Origin of the sequence: Bacillus sp. HMF5848, from assembly GCF_003944835.1 — a bacterium.
Taxonomy (GTDB): Bacteria; Bacillota; Bacilli; order Bacillales; family HMF5848; genus HMF5848.
Genome location: NZ_RWIV01000001.1, coordinates 1,412,173 through 1,433,489, shown reverse-complemented (window position 1 = coordinate 1,433,489; position 21,317 = coordinate 1,412,173). Strand labels below are relative to the sequence as shown.

The window sequence follows — 21,317 nt, the reverse complement described above, 5'->3', positions numbered from 1 at the left end:
CCAACCTTAATTCAACGTAAGCCCCCGTTTGCTGAAGACCGTTCTCCACATCTATGCATTTTGGATAACGAAGAAACAATCAAATTTCGCTTAGATTTTTCCTAGAAACTTTGCATAAAGAAATAAACACAATTAATCCATACCTCAACTAGAGCGTCTCAACCAATTTCTGAATCTTTGAGCGGGAAATTAAATATACATTGCCAAAAATGTCGATTTTGTCTTCCTTTATACGAACAGCGCAATCTTTGTTTGACGCATAAATATTCATTTCTTCCGATAAGGGAGACAGTTCGCTTTGAACAAGCTCAATGTTATTTTCAAGATCATAATGAGATAAGACGGAAAAATCGTCAAGGCCGATTCCGTCGTAGACAGAGCTTTTTTCTACTTTATCTCCAAAGTTTTTCGAGCATAACCATTTTGCGGACATGTTTATAGCACCAGCGCTTGCTCCCATCACAACGGCTCTGCTTTTTTTAATCAAATCCGACATTTCATATTCCATCAAAAAACTATTTTGTTCAAGAGTCTGTCCACCCAACAAGAAAATAACTGAAGCATTTTGAATTAACGTTTTGGCATCTTCCTTCTGTATGCGATAGTTAATTAAATGATATTCATCAAACATAATGCCGGCCTGGTCAAGCCATGATCGTTCAGTAGCACCATCCTCTTCATAAAAAGATGGATTCGCGCTAATCATAACAAGTGATTTTCTATCAGTTATATCCTCCTGTAAAGCCCTTCCTATATTATCCGGGAAAAATTTTTCAAACCAACCTAAATAATAGTGAGTTTTCATAAGTACCTCCCATAGCAAAATGAAAGTAACATTCCTTTCCTGTGTTACTCATTTTGTTTTCTTGTCACCACAATATTCTTAATTTCACCAAAAAAACAATACTTTCTTTATTTCGCGAAAGCATCCCAATGTTAAGAGCCATTACTTCACTCTTTTTGAAATTGGGTGGTTTTCTTCAAACTCTACTAAATCCCATAGTGTTCCATATAAATCTTTAAATACAGCAACAGTCCCATATGGTTGTTTTTTAGGTTCCCTCACAAACTCTATTCCTTTTGCAATCATTTCATTATAGTCTCTCCAGAAGTCATCTGTCCCTAAAAAAAGAAACACCCTACCTCCTGATTGATTGCCTATAAATGGTTCCTGTTCTGGTTTTGATGCTTTTGCTAATAATATTGTCGTACCAGCAGATCCAGTAGGTGAAACAACAACCCATCGCTTATCTTGCTCAGGTTGGTAAGTATCTTCCAGTAAAGTAAAGTTAAGCTTTTTTGTATAGAATTCTATTGCATCGTCATAATCTCTTACCACAAGTGATATATGTACAATTGATTGAATCATATTGATAATTCCCCTCATTTTTTTCTCCAAAGTATATAATCACTAGATTAACAATACTTTCTTTTCATTTAATTCACATTCTCCTTATAACAGAAAAGCTTACCGTTAATTGAATATCAACTCTTTTCTATACGCTTTTTTAGAATGATAAAATAGCAGTAACATACCTAGTATTAAATATAAAGGTTGAATATCAAAGTTATTTTGTATAACTAATTTCTTTATAAAAACAAAACAGCCATATAAAATCCAAAAGGCTGTAAAGTACATTGCGAACAACCAAAATCGTAAATACAATATACTTTTTTCAATTTTCTCTCCCCTCTCTTTAACATAAAAATCTATAAAACGTGATTAAGATTACTGTACCGTTAACTTAAGTGAATAACTTCACAATATCACGAACCTTAATAATAAAATCATACCAGAATAAACCAAACTTTTGTTTATATTTTCCATGAATATTTATGTTGTTGCATAGTATCAAGTCGAATGCACAGCAGCTTACTGAATCAAATACTTTTTATGCTGCTCTCACTTTGCTCATAAGTAATCTTTGCATACCTAAGTGTCACATCAGGTGAACAATGTCCTAAGAGCTCTTGAATCGCAACCAATTCGGCACCATTATTTAAGGTTAAAGCTGCAAAAATGTGTCTTTAAACATGGGAACTAACTTTTACATGTAGGTCTGCTCTCTTAGCTATAATCATAATTTCTTATTGCATGGCTCGTTTGGAAAGACTTCGATACGGCTTTCTCTCCGTAACTAATAGAGGATCTCAGGTGTCTATTCTTGAATTTAAATATTCAATTAGGTGATACATTGCTTGAAAAGAAGAGTAAACTTAGTAAACTTCTCTCTGTTTGTCACCTTTACCAATTACCAAAGTGCTCATTGTTTGCTGATTACTATCAGATTTACTAATCCCAAAAACTTCTGACAGCCGACAACCTGTAGCATATAGCACTTCAACAATAGTTCTTTGTCTAACTATTTCACAAGCTTCTCTTAACATTTCCAGTTTTTCAATGTTGAGTACTTTTGGAAGTCGATATTCATCTTTAGGTAGTTTTAATTTTATAGTTGGATCACTCTTGATATAATCTTCTGATGCTAGCCAATGGAAGAGACTCTCTGAATAGAAAGTTCCTTACCTATTGTACTCATTTTTAAATTATCATTCTGGCTTAGTTACATTCGAACATTGCTTGTCCTTATATCCTCGGCTTTTTTCTTAACTCCTTCATACGAGAGGACTTTCACCTCCGAGATAATCAAACTTCCAGGATTCGGGGCCTGTTATTACCGTGGTAACATACCCCAACTGACAGTAGATTCATGCTTGTTATAAAGCAAAGGTGCGACTGCCCGTCGCACAAAAAGACAACCACCATTTAAGTGATTGTCTAAGGGAAACTACCTACAAGTATGTTTGTACTGTTCATCATATAGTTTGCTTAGTTTATCAACTTTTTCAGAATAGCGACCGATTGTTGAACATTGAATTGCTTTTCTTGTACTACGGTTTTACCGTATCTATCTAGGTAGCTAATTCTTTATTAATTTGCGTAACCTACAAGTTCCATAAACCCTTTTCCCATAATTAACTTTCTAGACCCATCAGGAAGTGTTTCATGTCCAGAAACACTACAAGCTCCTTCCCAGATTGCTTGAAGCGGCCCCATAATGGCCATTTCCTGATTTGGCAAAACTGCCTTCACAAGTATTTCTATTGAGAATTGCGGGATTGTTATTTTCCATTCAATTGGATACCGAGCATTAGTTTTTAAGCTTTTCCAATGGTGTATTTCTTGAAAAGATATATTTCTTGTAAAACGAAGCGATCCATCGTCCTCAATTAAATTAGCCATTGGAGAGAAGGTTTCTTTGAACGAATGCATTTCATTTAAAAGAAGCTCTCGTCCATCATCCAATTGAATGCCAAACCAGTTCCAACCAACACCTTTAATTAACCCATAATCACGCCCCCATTGATGATCAAACCATCCCTCGCCTTTTACGATTTCTACTCCTTTATCAGTATCAATTTGTCCATGAACATTGTTTCTGGTAAAAGAGTAATAATATAAGTCATCTGGTCTTCCATCCCCACCAATTAAAGACATTGGCTTTGTGGGGGTAAAATGTAGAGCTAGCTCCATATCTTTTTCACATAATTGTACCTTAAAAGAGTCTTCCTTTTCTCCCATAAATCCCAAATAGTTCTTACCATATATGAGCTCGGTTGGATATTCTTTTATTTTTCCATTTTTAGTTTGAGAATGCGGAAAAGGGGATTTACCAATCAATAAACTCTTATATAATTTCCATATTCGGACATCTGTTGGGTGCAGCAGAAGATAGAAAGGAAGATAAGTAGTAAGCATATTCTTTTTTAATCTACAATCGAATAATGAATAACTTTTCTTTGTCTTCCTATTGAGATCGATTATAGTAAAAATTAAATAATGTCCTTTATAACACTCTGCTTCTCCTACCCGAAAAAAGGAGGCCATTGCAGCATATTTCCCTCCTTTATCTCCATTAAGATAACTGAAATAATACCACCATTCAATGTTAGAATTTGAGTGAGGGCCAGCATCACCCGGGAGCGAAATTTTATTAGTTAGCTTTTTAGCCACTTTAACAACACACCTTACATTTTTTTATGTAAGGTATGCATAAATGAAAATTAACGGAACAAAAAAACAACTTTCGCTCAGTTTTTATTTTCTATAACTGTACTTTTATACAGACACTTGAGTTTGATAGGCAAAAAGGCCTTGTTAGAAAATTTATTCTTACTATAAAATTGGAAAGTATTGTACTAATTCTGCTTTAATAAGTAAATCATTTCTCACTCCATAATCTGGCCTTTTATTGCACAGTATAGGTTACATGTGAAGAGACGGTCACTTAATAAAAGTGATTGTCTCGGTACTTTTTAGAAAGTATATTTGTACTGTATAGCATTTAACTCTGTATATTTCGTTTATTAATCACGACTTAAGCACTCGTTACAAAGGTCAACTTGTGCACGCTCATACTAACAGAGTAAATCCCATTATGACTGAAACAGAAATGATGTTAATTAGACAGCCACAACTTAGATCTCCAGTATAGAGGCTTGAGACCAAGCGTTGTTCAAGGTACTGCTAAAATCTTTTCGTAGTTTTTTTGCTTTTAATCTGTCTCTTTCCTCCTTGGACATAATAGTCTTCCACTTATTTTGAGGGGCGGGCATGATAGCCTCGGTTTTGGCTGAGCCAGAATCATTTGATACACCTGGCTTTATGGCTCTTAATCATGCCCGCAGAGGCCGCAGAGGCTCCAAGTAAAGTGACAAAATGCCTGTTCTTACTTCTAGTAGAGGGTTCAATCAATATTTAAAAATAACTTCAAAATTACTTATTCATTTAATAAAGCACTACACTACGTTTAAGATCAGTGAAACCGCTAATTAAAAAGGACAGTTTTTACTCGATAAAAATGAACACTTTCTAGTCAATTTATCTCCAATCAGTTAAAAATGAGGAAGTAAAAATTTTGATGGTTGAAGGATCTGGAAGATATTGAAATTAGAAATGATTGTAGAAGTTTATCAATGGAAACCGCAAGGTTTTAAAGTAGTCGCAAAAGCACGAAAATATAATTAATCTATCGAGAACAACAGTCTGTTAATATTTGGAAAAGAATTTCGGATCATTAATCCCATATTTTAGGGCGGGCAATACCCATTGATCTCATATAGCCTAACAACTGACCTGTGTGAACAGATTCGTGGTACGCAATGCGTAATAACATATCCCCTAGTTTTTTAACATAACCACCTTCTTCAAGAAGGTCAATTTCTATATTCTCTAAGTCGGTTATATTAATTGTTTTAATGTATTTCAAGAAGTCATCACGATAAGGTTGGGCAAATTCAAGTGCATCATCTACTGATATGAATTCTTTTGCTTCAAAGGGATTAAACAAATTAGATAGTGCTTTACCACTTCTCCCTCTAAGAACTTGGTGAAAAAGATACTCAGCTTGTAATAAATGTCTAATCATTTCAGCACAAGTAAGAGCATCTTCATCAGGTTTCCAATCTAACATTTCTTCGGGTATAGCCTTCCATACTTTAATACTTCTACGTCTAACTTCTTCAAAGTTAAGAATTATTAAATCATTTACATCCATTAAAATGTCCCCCCCTTGTATTATCTATTGTTAGCAAACAAGCAAGTCCAAATATCTTTTTATCTAAAAACAACAAAGTTTACGATAACAGCCTTTACATTAATAAGATAGGGCTTCCAATTTTGTGAAATCCCTAATTCCACTCTATTTTGTCTTCAACTTAAGCTCTTCGTTACTTTAATAAGAGTTTTATTATAAAAACAATACCATATAATCTTCATCGTAATAATTCTCATTGATTTTAAGTGCCTTTATTTCTGTTCCAAAGACTTTAAAACCTAATTTTTCGTAAAGCTTCTTTGCTCTTTCATTTGTTGTTACTACCGTTAAGTTAATTTTCTCTATACTATTAATTGATTTTGCTTGTTCTATTGCTTCTAATAATAGTTTTTCACCTATACCTTCGCCACGCATTTTAGGACTTACATACATTGCCAATATATTTGCTCGGTGACTAAGTTTAATTGGGGTTTCTTGTAGCAAGGTGACAACACCAACAAGTTCTTCGTTTTTAAATGAACCAAATGTGAAGTTTCCTTCGTTAGTTAAATTTTTAGCTACACCATCTATTGGATTTTCTCTTTGGATTGCTTCTTCATAACTTGTAGCGAACGCTTCTGGATTTTGATCCAAAGCCTCTAATCTTAAATCCCAATATTGTTTTGCATCTAATGGTTCTAACGAGGGCTGTATCCCTTGTTCAAGATAAGCTCACCGTTTGTTGAATAAACCTTAATTTACTTTTAACCGCTTATTTAAAAAGGTAAAGAACGTAAGTAATAAATATTTAGAAAGGTAATATACACTTGAAATAACTAATGTCCACTTTAAAGTCGTAAAGAGTGAATGATATAGAAAAACAATTACTTCAGTTAAGAACGCTTCATCATAACTGTTTACTTCCAAACCACCAAATATATATATGTTTTCTAATCCAACAAACACAAGTGTAGCTATTGATATGACAAAAATCATGGGTACTTTGTTTATTACCTTCTTAATTATTTTTAACACGATATTCCTCCTCTAATTTACTTATAATTCATACTAACACAAAAATATGAGGCACATATTTTTCAATTTTATGAAGACCTTCTTCCACATTCCTACCCTTTTATAATAAAAACAACTGTTAATATTGAATACTGATCCCATTATTTGAGTTAATTTATAAATGTTCCAATACACATCTCTGTTTTGTAGTGAAAAGTTACTTTACTGTCTTCTTGATATTTTAAGAACAGATTCTTAAGGTCTTTTACAAACTCATAATAATTCCTATCTAAATATGATGGTTTATAGGATAAAGATAATGCACTTCCAATCACACCATCATATGTAAATGATCACCAATCATCATGATATATTTTCTCATAATCTTGTCCCCAAAAGTTAAACTTCTCTTTATCGGGGTCAAAGTTGGAAATTGCAGTGGTAGTTTTAATTTAATATTTATATAATCTATTGAAAAATTCATTATCTATCAGCATATCGTTCCACAAGAAAATGACGTACCCATTTTCCTTAAGAATTCGTTTATACTCAACTTTGGACAATTCATTATCAAACCAATGAAATGCCTGTGCAATTACAATTGTATCTATACTATGCTGATTTAATTGGGTACTTTCAGCAGGGCGTTAATAAAATCAAATGTTTGTTATATTAAAGCAATATTTCTTGCATTTATTAAGCATCTCTAAATTTGGTTCCACTGCTATAATCTTACAATCTATTCATTTAACAAGTCTAGCATGAGTATAATTAAAATTAGGAAGGAGGAGGTTATTTTATGGCTGTTCAGAATATGAAGGGTGTCATTATCGAAGAATATGGTAATAAGGAAGTGCTGAAATATATATCCAATCTATCATTACCCACCATTGCGGATAATCAAGTACTTATTAAAAATGACGCTGCTAGTATCAATCCGCTTGATTGGAAGATTCGTAAAGGAGAACTTAGATGGGTGACGGGTAAAAAGTTTCCGATTATTTTAGGCCATGATGTTTCTGGTACCATTGTTAAGGTAGGGCGATGTGTTAAGCGATTTAAACCAGGCGATCCGGTATTCTGTATGATAGATGCAAACATAAAACCATCTTTACATGGATTTGCTAAAAGCGGATCGTTTGCCGATTATTGTGTGACGAGAGAAGATACCCTTGCTATAAGACCTTCTTCAATTACACCGACCGATGCAGCAGCAGTCCCCTTGGCAGCTTTAACTGCATATAAAGCTATCATAAAGAAGGGAAAGCTTCAATCCGGACAAAAAATTTTAATCAATGGAGCCTCAGGCGGCGTTGGTACTTTTGCTGTTCAATTAGCCAGATGGAAAGGAGCGCACGTAACTGCTGTATGTAGTCGTCCAAATTTCGATATGGTTTCATCTCTTGGAGCAGATCAAATGATTGACTACACTAAACGCAATTTTTTAAAATCACAAATGAAGTATGACGTTATCTTCGACGTCATTGCTAATTCCTCCTTCGGCAAATGTAAACACATACTTAAAGATGACGGTGTTTATATTTCGAACATCGCCAACCCTACAACCATAATAGGGGATTTTTTATTTCCAATAAAGAAACGGTTTATCAGCAAGAAAAGACACACATTTAATTGGGTTAAGCCTAACGGGCAGCATCTGGAACAAATCGGGGAGCTTATCGAAAAAAAGGAACTAACACCCATCGTAGACAGGATTTATCCCTTGTCACATATACAAGAAGCACATACTTATTGTGAAAGCAATCGAACTAGAGGGAAGGTTGTGTTAAGTATGAGATAATATTAGTGTCGTTTTTTATCTCTAATTAATCCGTTGTTGATTCAGTATACTCGTTGATTGGAATGTTTCGCTTTAATATTATTGATTACTTTAATAAAGCACTTTCTGCTAACAAAAATGGGCAATGCAAGTAACGTTATTATTTATCTATTAAAGTAATCGCAGTTACTCTATTATATTTATTAGTCTTACAACGTCAGATTAGGTTTGAAAAGGACAAATACCATACTTGGAAAGAGCTCTTTATTATATCAACTATTTATAGTTTTATTCTCTTTATATTGCTTTAAATAACTCTAAAAACCAGGGATACTAATCGAGTTTCAATGTTAACTTATACCGTACTTTTCAATATATCTTTAAAACGTCTTTGAATTTTTAAAATCATCTTCAATCTAAAAATGGTATCTATTCCTTTTCACATTTATGATTTTTTTTGCACGTTTTTTCTATTTGAAGATTTATCAAAATCATAGGGCAACCCATTAACCTAGGTTGCTTTTTTTGTTCCACATAACTGCGTCTTTAATACAACAAGGGCTGTATACCTTGTTCAAGATAAGCTTTCGTTAATTGAATAAAAATTACTGAAACATGCCAAACAGCCAAACAATCAAGTACATTGGAATTGCAACGATAATTCCTCCTGCAAGTAAATAACCAATGGATTTTATAATAAATTTAATGAAATCAAATACAGCTCCTGCTAAGTCATCAACAAATCTCACCACAAACAAAACCTCCTGCTCTTCGTTTCTAAATCAACCCTCTTCTTCATTCTGCCTATATATAGAAAAGCGATTAGCACTTACTGACCACATTCTCTTGTTGCACATTCGCACTCGTTTGTTGAACAAAGCGTTACCTTTAAATATCCATTTCCATTCGTCTCATTTTTGTTTTTAACTTCATTGATTCATAAAATTTTATTGCACTTTCATTGAACTCCCAAACACCTAATTCTAATGTGTCAGCTTTTATTTCCTTAGCGAAATTTAATATTTCTTGAAATAAAGTTTTCCCTATTCTTTTTCCTCTCCAATTACTATCCACTCCAAAGCCTTCTATAAAAACGACTTTTTTTGGGATTGTAATTGGTCTATCCTTGGGCTGTTTAATTGTTAGTATTGTATAAGCAATTGGTTCATTTTCACTTTCTAATATGAATACTTTTGCGTTTTCATCCTCTGTTAATTTTTCATAATAAATTCTATCTAATGTAATATCAGCCATTCTATAATGGTCAGGTCTTGCTTCTGTATGAATTTCATGAACTTGTTTTTGTAAACGATGGACATCTTCGTAATCCCTTTTTGTCGCTTCTCTTAATTTATAAACCAATGACTTCTCCCCCTATTTAATTGTTCTTAGGTATTACTCAATGTACTAATTTCTTATTTCATTATCCTGCCCAATAGTAAAATAAGCGTTCCTGTTATTGCAGAAACGCTCTCCGTTACTTGAATAACCGTAGCGTTAATGGAAAAGGTATACTATGAACTGATACCTAATTATAGATTTATTCCTTTTTATTCTTCATCATTAAAATTGTTAAACAAACTGCACTAATAAATCCGCCAACCATGATAACCACTAATTCCATATAAAAACCACTCCTTTGCAACAATAGTTAGCGACAATTTCTTTCACTATCGCTTACCGTTAGCACAATACAAAAGGCACATCCAGTGCCTTTATTTAACTCGTCAGCCACCTTCAATACAAGTCGCTTCTGAACTACCAATTACTTTATTTATTTCAGATATAATTGAAATAAGTTGGTCATCTTGAAGGTGTTCTTTAAGTGCTTTATTTGATTCGTAAGGGATAGAGTATTTTACAAAGACTGCTTTTGTTTCCTCCCAACTACTTGCAATACCTGATACTGGCATATCTTTTGTAATAACCATTTTCTTCACCTCTTTTTGTCTATCATTTTACCACTTCTTCTTGTTCAATCACCCTGCTCTTTAACAAACTGAGCGACTGCCTTATTCCACAATCGCATCCTTTAGTGCAACAACACTTATTTTGTATTTGCACCGTTTTGTTTTAGGGTTTTATCCAAGTATTTCTTCATATCATTATTGACGAAAGAATATAACTTGTCTCTGTTAGAAACATAAAATATACCTTCATGATAATAGACTACTACTCTTCTATTCTTCATCTCAAAGGACACACCTGCTAATGCACGAGGAAGTTCATTTTCAAGTATTATATCTTCGTTAGAAACTGAATTGAACCATTGAACAAGTTGTATTGCTTCGGTTTCCGTTTTGTCTAAACTAAAATCAAGATGTTCAATTGTAACTCCCCCTCCACCATTTTCAACTTTATAATATTCTTGAAAAACGACAACCTCTTCAATTTTTTTTAATGGAACAGGTTGATGTGTTAGTTGATTGTTATTTATGTTGAAAGTTATGATGGCACCGATAAAACCAAAATAAACGCGACTAAAAACTTTTTCATGCAAGCCTCCTTCATATTTCTAACTATTTACATAGATGTAAAATGATATGCCGAAACTGAACGCATTCTCTTGTTGAGCATTCGCACTCTTTACTTTAAGTGTAACCTTTCACATTCTCTAAAAAGTTTGTTTGTTTAACCCTTCAAGCTCTTCTTCAATTTTTACTGGGTCTATTCGTTCAAATAACGGTTCTACTTTTGACAAATGCTGTGATTTAACAACAAACGCCCTCCATTCGGTTTCTGGTGTGTTTATCATTTTTTTGACATTTTCGCTTGAAAAAGGGAGGAATGGAGTAAGGATATGAGCTAAATTTGCAATAAGATAAACGCAATCCGCCAGAGTTTGTTCGCAAGACTCGGTATCATCCTTTATTTGTTTCCAAGGTTGTTGCTCATCAAAGTATTTGTTTGAAAATCTAACAAGTTCAAATACTTTTTCTAATCCTTGTTTGAAGGCAGCAGTTTCTATGCAACCACCTACTTCATTGTATAAGTGATTAACTTTAGCCTGAATATGCGAAGTTATGTCCTTTTCAGGAATAACACCAGCAAATGACTTTTCTATAAATTTTAAAGTCCGATTAACGAAGTTGCCATAAGCACCTAATAACTCGCTATTATGGCTATATATGAACTCTTTCCAAGAAAAATCAGCATCTCGGTTCTCTGGTGCGTTGATTGTTAGGAAATACCGTATGGAATCAGGTTCGTACCTTTCTAAAATATCTGGAATCCAAACAGCCCAATTTTTACTTGTAGATAATTTTTTCTTTTCCAAAGTCAAATACTCGTTTGAAACGATATGCGTTGGTAATGGTTCCTTTCCAAGACCAGCAAGAATTCCAGCCCATATAATCGAATGGAAAGGGATATTATCTTTCCCGTGAACATAATAAGATTGAGTAGAGGAATCCCAAAACGTTGTATCATCATTATTTGTTTCCTTCGCCCATAGTTTACTTGCTGTGTAGTAACCTGATACAGCCTCAATCCATACATAGATTTTCTTTTCTTCATATCCAGCCACTGGAACACTTACCCCAATAGGCAAATCTCTTGAAACGGCTCTATCTTGTAGTCCTTCCTTTAAATAGCGTTTCGTAAGAGAAATAGCATTTTGCCGCCATAAGTTCTTGTCTTCTGCTTCTTGCGTATAGTTTTCCAATACATTTTGGAATGAACTTAAAGAAAAGTAGAAATGCTCTGTAAACCTTGTTGTAGGCGAATTTCCGCATATTTTACATTTTCTATCAAGCAAATCAAGTGGTTCTAACACACTAGAACAAGCGTCACATTGGTCACCTCGTGCATTTGCACCACAATGAGGACACCCCCCCTCAACATAACGATCAGGTAAAAATTGCTGATCATATTCACAATAGGTTTGTTCAATTTCCTTTTTATAGATGTATCCTCTTTTAAGCAACTCTAAAAATATATCTTGAACGAATTTGTGGTGATGAGTTGTATCCGTCCTTGTATATGAGTCATATGTGAATCCTAATCTTGCAAAGCAATCTGCGAATTCCTGATGATAATGGTCAGCAATCTCTTTTGGCGTTACACCTTCTTGTTTTGCTTTAATCGCAATAGGAGTTCCATTACAATCGCTTCCCGAAACATATAAGACTTCTTCTCCCTTTAAACGGTAATATCTCGCAAGAATATCTCCAGGCAACAAACTTGAAATATGACCTAAATGTAATGAGCCGTTCGCATAAGCCCAAGCTCCACCAATAAAAATACTCATTAATAATAACCTCCTGATATGACTTTAATTTTTGAAAACAAAAAAACCTCGCCCTTAACTGTAATAGTTAAGGACAAGGTTTTAATTTCCTCGTGGTACCACCCTAATTCGCAAATAGCTCACACTAAATGCCTCAACAAGTACGGAGTAGTATTAAATGCTACTCTTATACTGTGACATTGATAACGAGTGCCAAAACTCGTCGCAGCCTACTTATACATTAAAGTATGTTCAGTACGAAGCTCAGAGACCATTTTTCAAATGATTGTTTTTGCTTCTTTTCAGCTACCGAAGCTCTCTGGTGAAAAACAATATCATTTTACTTTTTCTCTTCAAAGCCTTTATTTAGTAATTAAAGAAAGTTTATTTAAAAATAATCATAAAGTCAATATAAATTTATTTTTATTTTCAATTAATTGAAGATGTAACTAACATTGTTTTTTAATGTAACACGAGCTGCGGTCAAACAACCCCTTGTTCTACTCTTGCACCTGTTAGTGCAATTGCATTTACTTTTTAAAGGATTTATATAACCAATATACAACACCAATTACCCCTACTAATGCGACTAAAATAATAACTGGAACTAATATATTTGAGAAAACCTTAATCCCCCCTTACAATTACCTATTTATTACAAATACGTTTGACTAACTAAAAAGTTTCATCTTCCACATTCCGTAGCAATAGGTAAGCGTTTGAAGTTATCTCCGGCTTTTCCCCTGCTCCACACGGAGCGTGCCAGTTTCCAAGCACTCCGCGTTCCATCTAACGATGTTATATTAATTATAAGTTTCAAGTTACTCTTGATGTTTAGGATTATTTAATCTGCTCTAACTCGCATTTTTCCCGATATTTATTGATTTTTATAAGCATCGGTTCTGTGATGCCTAAACTTTTTTTGAGTAAATCAATCTTAGCCGAATCTGTCATATGGATTAGTTTATGCACACTTTTGTGTAGGATGCGCAAGTTATGAAACTTGTCACTTCCACCTAGGTGTATAGGAATATAGTGGTGACAGTGCACATATTGTGCTTGAATGAATAATCCTGTAATTTCACAGATTCCTTTTTTCATACTATATCTACTAATTCTGTTGTCCATATATTCGACACTACGTGTCGAGATTTTCGACTCCAACAATAAGGCTATTTCTTGCCTTATATTCTTATGCAGATTATTAATAATCTGCTCTCGACCCTCCACCGTGAATGGAGTCCGACTCTGTGTGAAGTTCACTACATGTTTCGTCTGAACATTTGCGAGTGGAAAAAGGTGAATACCAGCAATTTTGAAAGTCTTGAATCCCAAGCTATAAAATTTTTTATAAGTTGGGGGTGGATTCGTTGGATGTGCGAATTTCCCAATTGGCTTAAGACGATTGTACATCATTGCACGCATTTCATAGGCAAGACGTGAGAACGCTAAGTTAACATGTGTAGCTCTGCTAAAATAATTATGTAACCCTAGGACAAAACTGTTGAAACGTAAAGCATTTTCAACCGTTGGCGAAGAGCGAAGTACTTCAATTCGTTTCTTTGCTTCGGCTTTTATTTTCTGTACTTTCTCGGCTCGAACGAAAGTGTGAGCTACTCGTTTTTTACCTTTAGGATTTGCACGTATGGTGAATCCAAGAAAAACAGATTCATGTTTACGTAGATTAATAATCTTCGATTTTTCTGGTGATATGTCCAGTTTTAATCGTTCTTTTAGGAATAGTTTTACTGCGTGATACCATTTCTCGGCTGTTTTCCAGTCTCTACATAGTATTTTAAAGTCGTCTGCATAACGCACTAAGTAACCTTCTTTTAATTGAGTGCGCTTTTTTGCGAGAAGTTCACCTTCCCTGGTCTTAAATGCACTATCAAGAGGAAATAATTCCCACTGTTTCGCTACCCATTGGTCCAACTCATTAAGTACAATATTCGAAAGTAGAGGTGATAGTAAGCCACCTTGCGGTGATCCTTTTTTAGGAATGCCTTCGCCCTCTATTTTAGCTTTAAGCATTTTAGCTATACAGGCAATTACTTGTCTGTCCTGAATACCTAAATTCCATAGTTGTTTAAGCAGTAACGTATGATTGATATTGTCAAAGAATCCTTTTATGTCAATGTCTACAACATAATGGAGTTGTGAACGATTTATGAGAAATTGAATTCTTGCCATTGCATGATGTGCTGACCTTAGAGGTCTGAATCCATAGCTATGATTATAGAAATGAGCTTCTGCAATTGGTTCTAGCACTTGTTTAAAACACTGTTGAATAATCCTGTCGAGAATACATGGAATGCCTAGTGGCCGCATTTTTCCATTATCTTTTTCTATTAGTTTTCGTCTTACTTTCTTTGGGCGATAATTCTTTAGCTGTCGTCTTATTTCATCTATTAATTGGTTGTCAGTTAGTTTCTCAATATCTAAAATAGTTTTTCCGTCTGTACCCGGGGTCTTAGAGCCTTTATTTGACTTGATTGTGCGATAAGCTAATAGAATATTATTATTAGAAGTGATAATGTCATACAAATACTTGAATCTTTCATTATTCTTAGCTCGCTGATGTAAGTCTGTAAAGGTGTCAGTCATATTGTAGTAATCCCAATACCTTAGAGCTTGCACTGTGGCATCATTCCTTTATGAATAGATGTTCCCACATTCTTACCCGACCGGTGCAATGCACAATTGAAAGATAATTATTAACACTCGTCAGACTTGGGGCTGTTCCTCCACCTTTATTACAAAGGATTCCTCAGTCGTACCCCTACCCTCATAAGGACAAATGCATTTCGCATAACACTTATAGCAACCGTTTCGGGTGACACCCCTTGAATCAACGTTCCTTACTTTCCAAGTCCCTTATAACCTAGCTATCCGTTCTAAACTTAGGTGCCTCCTGTAAGCCTGTGAGCTGGATACCGCCATAGTTCAGTATAATGTGTTTCATAGAAGCAATTTTTACTCCACATCACTCACCCCACCATAAGATGGGACAATAGTTTCCTATTGCTCGTAACTTTAGACCCGTAAATTCGGAGGTTTGTCTGTTCTTCTCCACAAGAAAATTCTCACCATATTTAGTTTTTCAGCCATCCGGCATATCCATTGGCATACCTTTTCCATAAGGAATGGCTTCAGCCTTTGTTCTGCCGACTTCCCCTGAGCTCCAAACCCCATAACATGTAAATTATGACGCATGCAAGAGTATTAATGGGATAGTTTCAAAATACGTGGTTTTATCATTCCTACCCTCGGTTATAAAGTTAGGATTTCCGAAGAAATCCTCTGTCGTTTCACACATTAGTGCTTATGACAGAACTTGTCGCGCTGCCTCGTTAGTAAAGTAATTCCCACAAGAAAAGCCAATCTCCTTCTTGAAGATTAGCCCCCTTTAGTTGAACTAGCTAAATTGTTTTTCATCTTCGTCTAATGTCTTAGTTGTTCTAATAATCCGTGGTCTTCAAGCTTTCGAATTAATAAAATATCCCCATCATCATCAAGGTTGATTATTCCAATAACGATAGCTGTTTCTGTTTTTTCATTTTTACTGTATTCTACTTCGACTTTGTAATCATAGGTATTATTTAGAGTGGTTTCTATTTTTTTAACGTCAATAGAAATGGGACTCAATTGGTATCCATTTATATAAGCTAGTCTTAAAAATGTCAAAACGTGACCGTTATTAAACATTAGACCTAAATCCTTTACAAAATCCTTATAGTTATGTTCTAGATAGACTTGTAATTCGGGTGGATATGGCCCTTTATCAAGAATATCAGTTAGTTCTTCATTTGGCCCCGTAAACTCATTCGCCAAAAAGGTTCGAATTGTCGTTATATTTTCATCATTTTCCTGCGAACACCCTGCGATACTACTGAATAAAGATCCTAGTATCAGTACACACAGAATTACAGCTCCCCTCATATTTACGCCTGCCTTTTTTATAGTTTCTATAACTGTAATTACTCTTCGGTAATGTATGATTACTATGTTCAATTAATTAATTTTTCCTAATAAACCTTTATAGACAATAAGAGTTACCGAAGCCGATTACTCCTTATTTAATATTCGCACCCCGTTAACGCAATACCTTTGGAATTGACCTATTGTTTATAACGATATATGCGTTTTCTATCATTTTTTATAAATAATGGTGTAATAATGCCAAAAAGGATACACAAATCTAGAAATATAAGGGATATAACGAAAGATATTCCAGCGCTCTGCTTGTGCAGGCATAATAAGTTGAGAAAGCCCCCTAACATACAGAGGACTTACAAATTATTCTTCATCCAATATAATCTGATTTTTGAGTTCTAATGCATCTTTATCTTCCGGTGTCAGTTTAAGCAGAGTTTGTATTGTTTTTGTTGCATTTTCTCTATCACCGATTTGGAAGTAAGAAAGTGCAAGATTGTAATATAAAGCGGGGATAGGATAATCTTTATTTTCGATCTCTTTATAAATGGAGATTGCCTCAGCATGCTTATCTTCCTGCTGAAGTTGGACAGCTTGTAAGAAAAGTGGTTCCATATATGAAACATATACTTTTTCCTCAAGTAAAGTGATACTAAAGCTGTATATGATAAAGACAACTAGATATAAAAGTACACCTTTCCAGCTGACTCCGCCTTGTTTCTTCATTTTCTTTATACGTTCAGACTCTCCTAAGTCAGCCTGTTTTATTTTATTAACTTGTTTTTTTACAAAGTCTAAATAAAACTGGTTGCCACTTAATCCGAATATGATAAATGTTCCAGCAAAAACGCTACTACTCATTGCTTCTTTCAGTATGAGTATATAGATTATATCTACTGTAATGATTATTGCTAAAGCCAAGTATCCATATAAGTACATTTTCCGATAAACCAACCATACAAATCCGAGTAAGAACGCAGCCCAGTTCCACGAAAGGTTGTTCTTTTGATTCTTAAACTGTGCCCATTTTTTACTGTAAAATTCTTGTCTTTTTCCAACAAAGGGGAGAAGCTCCTGTACCTGTTCTTCATCATTTGGTATGTGCTCTGAATAATCCATTATACCCTCCATCCATTGAACGATTTAAGCATAGTATCCTCATTTATGAATAAGAAAAACCAAAAAAGAGCCCGTTTTTAACGAACTCTTTGAATACGTGTATCCTTATGTAAAATGGTTGAAATTGTATCCACGATTTCTTGAAGAGAATCATGATCTTCACAATCGTATGAGTCAATATCAATCTGTAATACAGGACAAAGCTGTAAGTTATTAATCCATGATTGGTAAAGTTCATTTGAATTTTCCCAATAAAGAAACTAATCTATTGAATGTCAGACAGGTTATGATCAAATAAAATGGTTGGTGTTTTAGCATATAAAATGCCATAAGCCTTGATATATCAATAAAAAATGGCATACTAAAACTTAATGTGATTTAGCATATTATTTGTGTTGCTTTTTCGCGTTTTGCACTCCAAAAAAGAACCCTTTGCCAATTTGGTAAAGGTTCCGTTTTGAGGTGCATATCATATAAATGGAAATGAAAACGGCTTGCAAAACAGACATCAGTTTTGCAAGCCGTTTTTCTAGTTTATGGAGCTATATTGACACTAAAATCTATATCTTTTTCTTTAACTAAAGTTAGCAATAGGTAAGCGTTTGAAGTTATCTCCGGCTTTTCCCCTGCTCCGCACGGAACGTGACAGTTTCCTGTCATTCCGCGTTCCATCTAATAATACGTACTTGATTATAAGTTCCTTGTTACTTAACTAGAATTGAAGTTACGTGATTGATTTTAACCCGCACTTTTCACGATAGGAGTTCAATTTTTTAAGCATTGGCTTTGTAATGTTAAAGCCTTTTAGTCGTGAATGTATTGCCTTTTCGTCTGTTTGGTGAATAACTGTATGTATATCTTTGTGGAGAATTCTTAGATTATTGAAAGTATCATCTCCACCGAGTTTCACAGGAATGTAATGATGGCAGTGTACTTCATGAGCTTGAAGAAATACGCCTGTAACTTCACATTTTCCCATTTTCATACTGTACCGACTGATGCGATTATCTATATACTCAACACTTCGTGTTTGGATGTTCGACTCCAGTAATAGCGCAATTTCTCGCTGAATCTCTAAGCGTAATCGCTTATGTATTCGCACTCTTCCTTCTGACGTGAAAGGTGTTAGATTCTGGCTGAAATTCATTGCATGTTTCGTTTTGACATCAGCTAAAGGAAAGAGATGAACATTGGCTATTCTAAAGGTTTTGGCTCCTAAACTGTAAAATTTCTTATAAGTTGGTGGAGCTTTAGTAGGATAAGTAAATTTCCCAACAGCTTTCAGACGATTATAAATAAAGGCTCGCAAGTCATAGGCAAGTCGTGAGAACTCTGTGTAGACGTGGGTGGCACGATTAAAATAATTATGAATACCTAAGATAAAACTGTTAAAGAGTAAAGCATTTTGAGTAGTTGGCGAGGCTCGTAACTTTAGAACGTAGTTCTTATATGCTTCTTTGATTTTACGTTTCTTATTTTCTTTCAAGCCTGTATGCGCTACTCTCTTTTTCCCTTTTTTATTCGCACGGATTGTAAACCCAAGAAATTCTGATTGTCTTTTTCTTAGGTTAATAATTTGAGATTTTTCTGGCGATATATCCAATTTCAAACGTTGCTTTAAGTATGATTTAATAGCATGATACCATTTTTGAGCTGTTTTCCAATCACGACAAAGTACTTTGAAGTCGTCCGCATAGCGGACGAGGTAGCCCTCTTTCAAATTCGTTCGTTTCTTGGCATAAAGCTCACCCTCACGGGTTTTATAATCTTTGTGAAGGGGGAAGAACTCCCACTGTTCAGCTATCCAATGGTCTAAGTCGTTTAGTACCACGTTTGATAATAACGGCGATAACAGGCCGCCTTGAGGTACACCCCTTGAAGGAATGCCTTCACCATCAATTTCAGCTTTTAACATCCTAGAGATGCAAGCCAGAATTTGCCGGTCGTGGATTCCAATATTCCAAAGTTGCTTCATTAAACGGTTATGGTTGATGTTATCAAAGAATCCTTTGATATCAATATCCACCACATAGTGAAGTGAAGCTTGATTGATAAGGAATTGTACTCTAGCCATTGCATGATGTGTAGACCTTAACGGTCTAAATCCGTAACTGTGTTTGTAAAACCTTGCCTCCATAATTGGTTCAAGCACTTGCCTGAAGCATTGTTGAATGATTCTATCTATAATACATGGGATACCTAGCGGTCTCCACTTGCCATTTTCTTTCTCAATTAGTTTCCGTCTCACTTTTTTCGGGCGGTAATTCTTTAACTTGTTTCGAATTTCGTGCACGATTTGACTTTCTGTAAGTTTCTTCAAGTCATCAATCGTTTTTTTGTCTGTCCCCGCAGTCTTTGAACCTTTATTCGACTTGATCGTTCGATAGGCTAATAGAATGTTTTTCCTAGATGTAATGATGTCGTATAGATGAGAGAATGATTCCTCTTTAGACGATTTATCATAGAGTTCGGAAAAAGTATCTGTCATATCGTAGTAATCCCAATACCGTAGCGTTTGCACTGTGGCATCATCCTTTCTAAGGTGATGTTCCCACGTTCTTACCCGACCGGTGCAATTCACATTAGGAAAATAACCGTTAATATTACTAGACTTGGGGCTGTTCCTCCGCACCCATTACAGATGTTTCTTCGGTCGTACCCCTACCTTCGCAAGAATAAATACGTTTCGGCGTTTGCCTTATAGCAACCATCTAGGATAGCAGTCCACGTTTCGATGTTTCTTACTTCCCAAGTACCTTACAAAGTAGCTATCCGTTCTAGACGTAGGTGCTTCCTGTAAGCCTGTGAGCTGGATATCGCCGTTGTTCGATATGATGTATTTCAGAGGAGGCATTTTTACTCTACACCACTCACCCCTTCGTAAGAAGGGACATAAGTTTCCCCATGTTCTAACTTTAGACCCGTACCTTCAGAAGTTCGTCAGTTCTCTAGCTATTAGAACTATTCTCACCGTATCTAGTTTTTCAGCCATGCGGTCTATCCGTCAGCATACCTTTTCCTGCTGGAATGGCTTCAGCCTCAGTTCAACCGAATCCACCTGTGCTTCGCACCTTATAATCTGCTAGTTATAACGCACGCAGGAGTATTGATGGAATAGTTTCAGGAAACATGGTTCCATCATTCCTATTCTCCCTTGTAAAGTTAGAATTCATCTTGTGAATTCACTGTGTTTCACGTCAGAAACGCTTATTACAGAACTTGTCGCGCGCCCCCTTTAGCTTAACAAGAAATTTTCAATTTACGATTTTTGTATTTGGATTTTTCGGGTCTTTTAAGTAAAGTTCTTTTGCAATGAGTATGATAATTACGTCGTAATGCTCTGCATTCTGATTTACATGACCAGCTTCAATTTTAAATTCATAATTGTTTTCTAATGGCTTTACGGATATGTTATAAATTTCGTCATTGGGTAACAGTTCTGTGTCGTCATATTGAACCTCCTCAACACCACTAAAAACAAGTACCCCATTCTCAATATCTTCAGCACTATAAAAGTTCCACTCGCCTGAATTCCTTCTTATACGAGAAACCAAGTTTATTTGGAGTTCGACAACATCGCCTTCAATATTTATTCTTTCACAATATCTATCTCCAAAGTAAATGGTATTTAAAAATTCAATTGGATTATTCATATTCAAACTCCCTAACTTATTTGGAGAGATTTATCCTTGTTGAAGCAATGCCT

18 protein-coding genes, 1 pseudogene and 1 other annotated feature are annotated in these 21,317 nt (G+C 35.0%); of the genes and pseudogenes, 1 reads left to right on the top strand and 18 read right to left on the bottom strand.

The window, feature by feature from the left end; translation table 11 throughout:
* Positions 1-148 precede the first annotated feature (148 nt).
* The 8 genes and pseudogenes from EJF36_RS06775 to EJF36_RS22160 all read right to left on the bottom strand — a co-directional run.
* Entirely contained in the window at positions 149-805 is a 657-nt protein-coding gene (locus EJF36_RS06775; RefSeq protein ID WP_125905586.1) for a Type 1 glutamine amidotransferase-like domain-containing protein, read from the bottom strand.
* A 141-nt stretch (positions 806-946) separates the two neighbouring features.
* The gene (locus tag EJF36_RS06770) at positions 947-1,369 is read right to left on the bottom strand and encodes a VOC family protein (RefSeq protein WP_125905585.1); all 423 of its coding nucleotides are present in this window, start codon (positions 1,367-1,369) and stop codon (positions 947-949) included.
* A gap of 848 nt (positions 1,370-2,217) precedes the next feature.
* Positions 2,218-2,403 carry a tyrosine-type recombinase/integrase gene (locus tag EJF36_RS22165; protein WP_395940624.1) on the bottom strand — a complete coding sequence of 62 codons (186 nt, stop codon included), beginning with the start codon at positions 2,401-2,403 and terminating at the stop codon, positions 2,218-2,220.
* Between the two features lie 529 nt (positions 2,404-2,932).
* Positions 2,933-4,015, bottom strand: coding sequence for a lipocalin family protein (locus tag EJF36_RS06760; RefSeq protein WP_125905583.1), 1,083 nt, complete (start codon positions 4,013-4,015; stop codon positions 2,933-2,935).
* A gap of 1,063 nt (positions 4,016-5,078) precedes the next feature.
* Positions 5,079-5,558 carry a DinB family protein gene (locus EJF36_RS06755; RefSeq protein ID WP_125905582.1) on the bottom strand — a complete coding sequence of 160 codons (480 nt, stop codon included), beginning with the start codon at positions 5,556-5,558 and terminating at the stop codon, positions 5,079-5,081.
* Between the two features lie 192 nt (positions 5,559-5,750).
* Positions 5,751-6,251 (bottom strand): GNAT family N-acetyltransferase, encoded by a 501-nt coding sequence (locus EJF36_RS06750; protein WP_125905581.1) that lies wholly within the window; start codon positions 6,249-6,251, stop codon positions 5,751-5,753.
* 39 nt (positions 6,252-6,290) lie between these two features.
* Positions 6,291-6,572, bottom strand: a complete 282-nt coding sequence (locus EJF36_RS06745) for a hypothetical protein (protein WP_125905580.1) — start codon at positions 6,570-6,572, stop codon at positions 6,291-6,293.
* Between the two features lie 431 nt (positions 6,573-7,003).
* Positions 7,004-7,180: pseudogene (locus EJF36_RS22160) on the bottom strand (SAM-dependent methyltransferase); the annotation flags it as partial.
* A 170-nt stretch (positions 7,181-7,350) separates the two neighbouring features.
* Between EJF36_RS22160 and EJF36_RS06735 the strand changes: the two are divergent.
* Positions 7,351-8,352, top strand: a complete 1,002-nt coding sequence (locus EJF36_RS06735; protein WP_125905579.1) for an NAD(P)-dependent alcohol dehydrogenase — start codon at positions 7,351-7,353, stop codon at positions 8,350-8,352.
* A 584-nt stretch (positions 8,353-8,936) separates the two neighbouring features.
* On the opposite strand, the gene EJF36_RS21455 is transcribed toward EJF36_RS06735, so the two are convergent.
* The 10 genes from EJF36_RS21455 to EJF36_RS06680 form a co-directional block, all read right to left on the bottom strand.
* The gene (locus EJF36_RS21455; RefSeq protein WP_185806845.1) at positions 8,937-9,083 is read right to left on the bottom strand and encodes a hypothetical protein; all 147 of its coding nucleotides are present in this window, start codon (positions 9,081-9,083) and stop codon (positions 8,937-8,939) included.
* 136 nt (positions 9,084-9,219) lie between these two features.
* On the bottom strand, positions 9,220-9,693 hold the full coding sequence (locus EJF36_RS06730; protein WP_125905578.1) for a GNAT family N-acetyltransferase: 474 nt from the start codon (positions 9,691-9,693) through the stop codon (positions 9,220-9,222).
* 365 nt (positions 9,694-10,058) lie between these two features.
* Positions 10,059-10,262: a hypothetical protein gene (locus EJF36_RS06725; RefSeq protein WP_125905577.1), complete on the bottom strand. Its 204-nt coding sequence runs from the start codon at positions 10,260-10,262 to the stop codon at positions 10,059-10,061.
* 116 nt (positions 10,263-10,378) lie between these two features.
* Positions 10,379-10,831 carry a hypothetical protein gene (locus EJF36_RS06720; protein WP_125905576.1) on the bottom strand — a complete coding sequence of 151 codons (453 nt, stop codon included), beginning with the start codon at positions 10,829-10,831 and terminating at the stop codon, positions 10,379-10,381.
* Positions 10,832-10,945: 114 nt separating this feature from the next.
* The gene (gene metG, locus EJF36_RS06715; protein WP_125905575.1) at positions 10,946-12,580 is read right to left on the bottom strand and encodes a methionine--tRNA ligase; all 1,635 of its coding nucleotides are present in this window, start codon (positions 12,578-12,580) and stop codon (positions 10,946-10,948) included.
* A 66-nt stretch (positions 12,581-12,646) separates the two neighbouring features.
* Positions 12,647-12,925, bottom strand: a binding site (T-box leader).
* Between the two features lie 474 nt (positions 12,926-13,399).
* Positions 13,400-15,163, bottom strand: a complete 1,764-nt coding sequence (gene ltrA / locus EJF36_RS06705) for a group II intron reverse transcriptase/maturase (protein WP_125905574.1) — start codon at positions 15,161-15,163, stop codon at positions 13,400-13,402.
* Positions 15,164-16,000: 837 nt separating this feature from the next.
* Positions 16,001-16,498, bottom strand: a complete 498-nt coding sequence (locus EJF36_RS06700; protein WP_125905573.1) for a hypothetical protein — start codon at positions 16,496-16,498, stop codon at positions 16,001-16,003.
* Positions 16,499-16,855: 357 nt separating this feature from the next.
* Positions 16,856-17,611 (bottom strand): DUF2628 domain-containing protein, encoded by a 756-nt coding sequence (locus tag EJF36_RS06695; RefSeq protein WP_185806843.1) that lies wholly within the window; start codon positions 17,609-17,611, stop codon positions 16,856-16,858.
* Positions 17,612-18,335: 724 nt separating this feature from the next.
* Complete coding sequence (gene ltrA / locus EJF36_RS06685) at positions 18,336-20,132, bottom strand: group II intron reverse transcriptase/maturase (RefSeq protein WP_125905571.1); 1,797 nt, start codon at positions 20,130-20,132, stop codon at positions 18,336-18,338.
* A 733-nt stretch (positions 20,133-20,865) separates the two neighbouring features.
* Positions 20,866-21,264, bottom strand: a complete 399-nt coding sequence (locus EJF36_RS06680) for a DUF6258 family protein (RefSeq protein WP_125905570.1) — start codon at positions 21,262-21,264, stop codon at positions 20,866-20,868.
* Between the last annotated feature and the right edge of the window lie 53 nt (positions 21,265-21,317).